This is a genomic window from Flectobacillus sp. (genome assembly GCF_049240685.1).
In the GTDB taxonomy this organism is placed as follows: domain Bacteria; phylum Bacteroidota; class Bacteroidia; order Cytophagales; family Spirosomataceae; genus Flectobacillus.
Genome location: NZ_JBMLSD010000050.1, coordinates 1 through 8,727 on the forward strand (window position 1 = coordinate 1; position 8,727 = coordinate 8,727).

3 protein-coding genes are annotated in these 8,727 nt (G+C 38.6%); all 3 read left to right on the top strand.

The genetic code is table 11. From position 1 onward, the window contains the following. Window positions 1-169 precede the first annotated feature (169 nt). Window positions 170-3,124 carry a DUF4132 domain-containing protein gene (locus ACOVQ4_RS02340; RefSeq protein WP_421819056.1) on the top strand — a complete coding sequence of 985 codons (2,955 nt, stop codon included), beginning with the start codon at window positions 170-172 and terminating at the stop codon, window positions 3,122-3,124. After that, the gene (locus ACOVQ4_RS02345; RefSeq protein WP_421819057.1) at window positions 3,121-4,317 is read left to right on the top strand and encodes a VWA domain-containing protein; all 1,197 of its coding nucleotides are present in this window, start codon (window positions 3,121-3,123) and stop codon (window positions 4,315-4,317) included. Before ACOVQ4_RS02340 ends, ACOVQ4_RS02345 begins: the two co-directional genes overlap by 4 nt. Before the next feature lie 457 nt (window positions 4,318-4,774). Beyond that, window positions 4,775-8,302 carry a hypothetical protein gene (locus ACOVQ4_RS02350; RefSeq protein WP_421819058.1) on the top strand — a complete coding sequence of 1,176 codons (3,528 nt, stop codon included), beginning with the start codon at window positions 4,775-4,777 and terminating at the stop codon, window positions 8,300-8,302. The last annotated feature ends 425 nt before the right edge of the window (window positions 8,303-8,727 follow it).

The window sequence follows — 8,727 nt, forward strand, 5'->3', positions numbered from 1 at the left end:
GTACTTTTTCACACTTTATACCCAATGAGCGTAAGCAACTTGGCGAAAAAGCCAAGGTAGGTACTATGATTCAAGCACAAGAATTTACCACTATTAACAAAAACTTTAACCCCCAACTTGCCGAAAGTGTGCTTCCTGTACTAAACACACTTTTGGGAATTACTAGACTATGAAAAATTTAGAGAAATTAAATTGCTACATCGAAGATTTAAGAAAAACACGTCATTACCAAAATGCTAAAACTAGATACGAGAGGTTCTTCGGGTATTTAATTAGTGATGATCCTTCATATCCTGTGTGTAGATTACAAGATACCTGGGAGTATCATTCCATTAATCAACTATTGGGTAGTGTTAATGAATGGGACGAGTGGGAAGAAAAAATAATGAACTTAATTACTCATTCAACTTACTGGAACCCTCCTAAAAACCTTACAGACTATTCAGTTGGAGGATATAGTTGGTTCATAGAATGGGTTCAAAGTCAAGTAATACGTAGTGCCAATAATACAGATATTGATAAAGTACTACAAATAGCCAGCCGTTTTGTTACTAGAGAAGATTTCTTAATTTACGCGATTACTTACAAAATCCATCTAATTGATCAAAATAACAATATAACGAAATGGGGAAACTACATTCTTCTTAACAATCAACATTACAACAAAATTTTGTTGGATACGAGAGCTTATCCTCATCAAAAATACGAATTTGCTAAATTCCTATTTGCTTCAAATCAGAAGGTTTTTTTTGATGCTAACATTAATCTTTTTCTAAAGAATGTTAAGGTTATCCTCTTTGCAGAACTGTTGCTGCATGAGAACTTAAATAAATATGAGCCTTTTATTTTCGAAAAATGGCAAAATTTAACCGACAGTGTCGAATATATTAAACTGTTTCATTTATTAGCAAATCACTTACCTGAAAAATATCATTTTTTAGAACTAGAGGTGTTTAAAAAAACGCTTTCTTTAGAAATTAGTTTTTGTAAAAGAAATTACGCCAACACTTTTTATGTAGATGCAGAAAGTGAACGTAGTACATTACTAAAACATTGTTTTACTTATTTGGTAAAGCAGGATTTAGTAGAAACAAAAAAAGTCTATCTAAATGCCCTAAAAAACATCTACTCAATACCTATTGACCTATTAGTAGCAATAGCAAATGAATTGAAAGAAGATAGTTTAGATATTTTAATAGAAGCTCTACATCAAGACCCGAACAATCTTCCTTGGAACGAGAAAGATTTTTTCAAAAAATACTTCAAAATCATTGAATCACTTGATTTTCGCTCGCATCAGCAGTATTTCTGGGATCTTAGTAAAAACAAGTCGAAAGAGTTACGCAGATTGGGGGCTGGGCTATTAAGCAAATTAGGTCCTGATGCTATCCCTAATGCTTCTGAACTAACCAAATCTAAAAAGTTGGAAGCCCGACAAATGGGATTTTTGATTTTATCGCTTATTAATACCGATGAGTCAAGAGCCATTTTGATTGAGCTTTTGGAACAAGAAAAGAATGATGACGCGCGCGATATTATTTTGGAGTCATTGCGTCAGTTGATTAGCAAACAAAACTCTTTAGAGGAAGTTAATATCAAAGTAGTGTTTGCTCAAAAAAGAACTAAGCTCAATGCTCCTTTAACGCCTTGGCTCGACGAAAAGGTGCTTCCTCCGCTTTACTTCAAAGATGGCTCGAGACTAAGCGTTGAGGCATTTCGTTTCTTGCATTACCGCATGAGTCGTGCCAAAGAAATACGCATTGACCTAGAGGCAAAATTGCTCATTGAGCATTTAGATACTGATAAAAACTACGAATATGCCTCTAGTTTGTTGGATGCCTATTTTGTCAATGGAGCACTGGCCAATTTCAAATTCTGTCTGATACTTGCTAGTATTTTGGGTGACTCCACCGTTATTCGTCAATTGCGTAACAAGGTGCAAGAATTTGCTGATAATAGTCGTGGTAAAATGGCAGAATATGTCGTAAAGGCCTTAGCGCTCAATGGCGGAACACTGGCGTTGCGTCAAGTAGAGTTTTTTTCTAGAAAATATAAAAACAAGAATAAAAACGTTGGCGCTGCCGCAGCCGAGTCTTTTACTTTAGTAGCCGAAGAGCTAGGAATTTCTCCATACGACTTAGCTGACCAAATCATTCCTGATTTTGGCTTTGAAGGCTTATTCAAAACCTTTGAGGTTGAAGGACAAGAATATCGTGCTTTTGTAAATCATGATTTCAAAGTTCTATTCTTAAATGAAGATAACAAAACCTTAAAAACTCTACCCAAAGGCACTCCTATAGCTTTACAAGAAGAATTCAAAGAGATAGGAAAAGAAATCAAAGACATTGTAAAATCTCAAACGCCTCGTTTGGAGCAATACCTCATTATTCAGCGTCAATGGGAAACTGAAAAATGGCAAAGCCTTTTCCTAAATAACCCCATCATGTTTGTGTACGCTACGAGACTAATATGGGGCGCTTTCAATGAGCAAAAACAATTGATATTTACCTTCAAAGTACAGGAAGACCAAACTTGTATCAATCAAGATGGCGACGAAGTAGAATTCCAAGAAGGACAAATGATACGAATGGTACATCCACTAATCCTTGAGACCGAAACCATCAACTATTGGTCTGAAGTATTAGAGGATGAAGGTCTATCTCCTGCATTTTTACAACTTAATCGTGCGGTAGTTAATTTTGACCCTGCCGACAATGGAACACTTATTTCCGCAAAGTTTAGTGGTATACAAATGTCAGGATACACCTTTGTTTCTATGCTTGAAAAAAGAGGATGGTTTAGAGGTTCGGTAGTCGATTCAGGCTTTATCAGCAATTATTACAAAAACTTCGCAGAAGAGGACATTACTGCCATTATCACACAGGAGGGAGAGGTATGTGTGGGTTATTTGGATGTTATGGGAGGAATTGGCAATCTGATGTTTGTCAAATATGGTAGTGTCGACTTTGGAAGTTATACCTATGACGAGCCAGAGCACACAAACGACCCAAGACTCATTCCATTTGAGCAAATTTCCCCAATCATTTACTCGGAGGTAATGGCAGATATGCAGTTTTTTAAAGAAAATGATAATAAACAAACCAACGTTAATCAAGCATCATGACAGACGAAAAAGAATCACTCAGACGTTGGCGTCTCATTTTGGGAGGCGATGAAGCCGATGGTACTCAATATCAGTTATCAGGCTTAGATAGTCAAATCGACGATGCCCTTTCGGCTCTGTATGATTTTGAGAGAAAACGAGATTTTAATTATGGCCAAAATAATGGAGGTGGTGCTGGAGGCCGAGAAAACTCGAGTCCTTCGGTAGCACGCTGGTTAGGAGATATTCGTAAATATTTTCCTCAATCAGTGGTACAAGTAATGCAAGGAGATGCTCTAAAACATCCAGAACTACAACAAAAGCTCATGCTCGAACCAGAGATTTTGGAGCAGGCTACCCCCAACGTACATTTAGTGGCTAGTTTAATGGAGCTTGGCAAACTAATCCCTTCCAAAACTAAAGAAACCGCTCGAAGAGTAGTGCAACAGGTGGTAGAGGATTTAATAGAAAAATTAGCACAAAAAACCATACAAGCGATTACAGGTGCTATTAATAGGAGTGTTCGCAACAATCGTCCACGTTACAACGAAATAGATTGGAATACGACTATTCGGAAAAACCTCAAAAACTATTTGCCAGAATACAAAACCATTATTCCAGAAAGAAGAATAGGGTTTGGACGTAAAAACAAACGCTCGCTGAAAGATATTGTATTGTGTCTTGACCAAAGTGGGTCAATGGGCGCCTCTGTTGTATATTCGGGTATTTTTGGTGCTGTGATGGCATCTTTGCCACAAGTTACCACACAAATGGTGGTATTCGACACAGAGGTGGTTGATTTAACGGAAGATTTGAAAGACCCTGTAGAATTACTCTTCGGAGTACAACTCGGTGGTGGCACCGACATCAACAAAGCTTTGGGGTATTGTCAAGAAATTATTACAAAGCCAGACGATACCATTCTAATTCTGATTACAGATTTGTATGAGGGCGGCAATCAAGTACAGATGCGTAAACGTATAGTGGAGCTAAGTGAGTCGGGGATTCAAATAATTTGTCTATTGGCCTTAGATGATTCTGGAGCACCTTCCTTTGACAAAGACAATGCGAAGTTTTTATCCAATCTAAGCATTCCAGTGTTTGCTTGTACCCCGGATTTGTTTCCAGATATGATGGCAGCGGCCATTAACCGCCAAGAAATGAATGTGTGGGCGAGCCAACACGACATAGTTTTGAAAGGCTCGAACACCTAGAAAATTTAACGCCACAGGCTTAAAATGTGGCGTTTCTAGCTAAAAATCAGCACTTTTGGGGTTAGAGTTTTCCCCTAAAATTACAAGCATCAACTATAATATTTGAAGCTCTTTACCATCAAATAATTTCTAAAAAAAAACAGACCATAAAATACACTTTGGCACGGTTTTAGACAACATACATAATACTTCTGCTATTATTACTTCGTACTGCTTTTTAGTAGGCTTATCCTCTATTATCCTCACTCGTTCAAAACTCCTGCGTATAGTCAATAAATGAAGTCTAATGGCATATTTTTTGCACTAATTTTGCCGAGCAACCGCCAGTTGTGTATAAAATATTAAAATTACCTAAGTAGAAAACATCGCCGCCGTCAATGGTGTAATCGCCAGATTACATCGTTGTAAGTTCTTCTATTGGGCTGTAAAAGGTGTTTAATCAAATTAATTTATGCTCATGAACAAATTTACCCAAGTAGTTGTGGTACTGTGTCTTTCTGTGCTCAGTATCTTTCAAACGTACGCACAGGTGAGAACGTTGGAGAATAACAAAATCTCAATGGATCCAATCGTTGGCACTGGCGTTTCGATTAACTCGTCCTCCTCTTTAACAGGCGGCGCATCTAACACTTCAAACGTCGTAAACGGCGATCTCCGAGATTTCTCTACAATAGATTTAACACTTTCTCTGCTAGGTGGCGGTGTTGGTCTAACAGTACAAGACGCTAAACAATACTACCCAGCTGGTAATGTTGTAGGTTTTGTTGTAGCTCCTGGAGCTGGTATTATCTCAGCTTCTGCATTATCTAACATTTCAATCAAAACTTTCCGTGATGGTGTGCTTCAAGAAACAGCTACTGTATCTGGAGGTTTATTGAACGCCTCAGTATTAGGAGGTAGCATTGGAAAGCAAGTTTTAAGTTTTACAACTACTAAAGACTTTGACCAAGTACAATTATTCTATACAGGTGGTGTTGTTGGAGCTTTAAACAGCTTGAATGTTTACTATGCATTTGAAGGCCCTGCTGCAACAACTAATTTAGATTGTGCTGACAAATGGGTGAATGGTGGATCAGGTACTTACACGGTTAATGGCGCAACCTCTGGTTCTCTTTGTGTAGGTGGTGTTGCAAACGAAAATAATGTAATTGATGCAAATACAACCAACTCGGCAGATTTAAACATGTTGGTTGGCGTGGCGTGTTCAAGTTATATCGAAGTAACAAGCTCAACGGCAAGACCAGCAGGTAGTGAGGCAGGTTTTGTGCTCTCTGATGGAAACTCGCTGATTAACTTAAGTTTGTTTAGTAATTTAAGAATTCAAACTTATAACGGAAACATTCTTCAAGAATCTATAACAGGTAATAGCTCGCTAATAAAACTAGGTTTGCTCGGAAATTCAAACAAATATGAGTTTGGATTTAAAACCACTAAAGCCTACAATAAAATTAGAATTACCGCAAACGGAGGCTTACTATCTGCATTGACTACTTTACAAGTATTTTACGCTTATTCAAAACTAGATTCTGATAATGATGGCGTTGCAGACTGCTTGGATAAATGTAGTGGTGACGATCAAATTGATACTGATGGTGATGGTCTTCCAGACGGTGATTGCGATAAAAACACAATCAATGTTGCTGTTTCAAAAACAAGTAGTAACAATGGTGCTCCAGTACCACTAGGTTCACAAGTTACTTACACAATAAAAGCGACAAAAGCTGCAGGATATGATGACCCTACGGGTTTAGAAATTACAGATTTACTTCCATCAACAGTAACGTATGTTTCTCACACAGCAGAAGCTGGTTCAACCTATGACAAAACAACAGGTAAATGGTATATCGGTAGTTTATTGAGCGGCGATAAATTAGAAGCTACTTTAACTATTACCGTTACAGCCAATGCAGAAGGTATTACTTACAACACAGCTACGATTACTGCAAGTGATAACAACACGAACAAAGGTAAAAACTCAGATACGAATTGCTTCACAGTTCCAGCAAAACTTTGTACTGGAGAAACAATGACCTTACGTGTTCCTAATACCTACACTAATTATCAGTGGAAAAGAAATGGCATAGATATTCCTGGTGCAAACAAAGATTCATTGGTAGTAAGTGAGGCTGGCGAGTATACAGTTTCATTAGATTTAGTGGCTGGTTGTTCAACAGGTAACTGTTGTCCAATCATAGTAGAAATGCTTCCTGTTCCTGTTTTGGCAGTAACACCACAACCTACAAATGGAAACTGTACAGGTTCGACAATTACTTTAGGTGTATCTGGTACTAACACTGCTACCTACGCATGGGCTGGTCCAAACGGATTTACTTCTACTTCAGCTAACCCAACTGTAACTACCTCTGCAAGTGCAATTCATGCTGGTGTATATACCATTACAGGTACATCATCATTAGGTTGTACAGCGACTACTACGGTTCAAGTAAATGTTAACCCTGTTCCAACAGCTACAGCTAACGCTCCACTTCAAGTTTGTTTGAATGGTACTGCTAACCTTTCTGTAAGCAGCAATCCAGCTGGTGCAAGCTATTCATGGTCAGGTCCTGCAGGATTTACTTCTACAATAGCTAACCCAACAGTTGCCTCAGTAACAAATGCTAATGTAGGTACTTACTCTGTAACAGTAACTGATATCAACGGTTGTACAGCAACTACTACCACTTCGATTAGTCTGTACACAGCTCCAGTAGTAACAATCAATCCTACTGCCTTAGCTGTCTGCGAGCAGACCCCAATTACATTGACAGCTTCAGGTGCATCAACGTACTCTTGGACAGGTCCAAACGGATTTACTTCAACTTCGGCTAACCCAACCGTAACAGCTAGTGCTTCGATGACCCAACATGCAGGTGTTTATACCGTAACAGGTGTTAGTGGCGATAACTGTAGTGCAACAGCTACTGTAAACGTAATGGTGAATCCTAAACCAATGGTAACTGCAACTACAGTAGTAGCGGTGAACTGTTCGGGTGTACCACTTACACTTCAAGCTACTACAGATGGAACAAATCCAACGTATTCTTGGACAGGACCAAACAGCTTTACTTCTACAGCAGCAAGTCCAGTAGTTTCTGCAAATGCAACAGCTGCAATGAGTGGAACTTATACAGTAACAGTAACAGACAATAATGGATGTTTTGGTACAGCGTCGGTAGCAGTAACAGTTAACCCTGCTCCTACAACAACTATCTCTGGTGGTCCAACAATTGCTGTATGTTCTGGTACTCCAATTGCATTTACTCTTAATGGAACACAATCAGGCGAAACATACGCATGGTCTGGTCCAAATGGATTTACTTCAACAGCAGCTTCGCCAACCGTTACAGCTACATCAACTGCTGCAAACCAAGGTGTTTACACAGTAGTAGTAACAAGTACATTAGGTTGTAATCAAACCGCTACTGTAAGCGTAACTGTAAATGCAACTCCTACTGGTACTACTGAAAATAAAGAAGTTTGTGCGGGTAGTTCAGTAACATTAACTGCAACAGGTGGATCTACTTATTTGTGGGATACAGGCGAAACAACTGCATCAATTTCGGTGTCACCTACGCTATCAACTTCATACCGTGTGACTAAGCAATCAGCCGAAGGTTGTGCAATCGACGACATATTTAATGTTACCGTGAAAGCAAAACCATCAATGGCAGGAGCTATAGCTATCTGTAATGATAACAATACTCCAGGAACAGATGCGGATGATACTTACACATTCACATTGAACCCATCAGGAGGTAGTGGAACAACTTATACCGTATCAGGTGGTGTGACGGCATCTTCGCCAATTAACTACGGAGCTCCATCTAACCCATTTGGTCCATTCAATATCAGTACTGGTCCTAAAACTATCACAATTACAGATGCAAATGGATGTTCGTTGAGCAACGTGACAATCACGCCTCCAGCAACATGTTCATCTTGTCCTCAAGTTTGTGTGCCAATTACAATCAAAAAAGTGAGATAATATAAATCTTCATTTTGCGAGATAATAATAAAAGGGAGCCCAATTCTGGGCTCCCTTTTTGTTTTCATAGGCAATAGGGACTAGGCAGTAAGCGCAAAGCAACAGGCAAAGAGTGTTCTAATATTTTAAAAACCTATCTGTAGTAAATGAATACTTTTTACCTCGAGCTTTAAACTGTCAAGTTTCAGCTTTCGGCGGGGGAATTCCGCAAAAAGCATTTCTAGATTATTCAAAACAATTTAATACTCTTTGCATATTGCCTAATGCCTACAGCCTAATGCCTAATGCCTATCGCATATTGCCTAATGCCTATAGCCTATAGCCTATTGCCTAAAGCCTATAATCACCTATCAGCAAACTATTTAAAAAATCATAAAATCAGTAAAATGAATGGAGGAAGATTTTTAGAGAAGAATAAAAAAGCA

Coding starts and splice junctions, on each gene's coding strand:
- ACOVQ4_RS02340 (WP_421819056.1), top strand. CDS start 170: ATGAAAAATTTAGAGAAATTAAATTGCTACATCGAAGATTTAAGAAAA.
- ACOVQ4_RS02345 (WP_421819057.1), top strand. CDS start 3,121: ATGACAGACGAAAAAGAATCACTCAGACGTTGGCGTCTCATTTTGGGA.
- ACOVQ4_RS02350 (WP_421819058.1), top strand. CDS start 4,775: ATGAACAAATTTACCCAAGTAGTTGTGGTACTGTGTCTTTCTGTGCTC.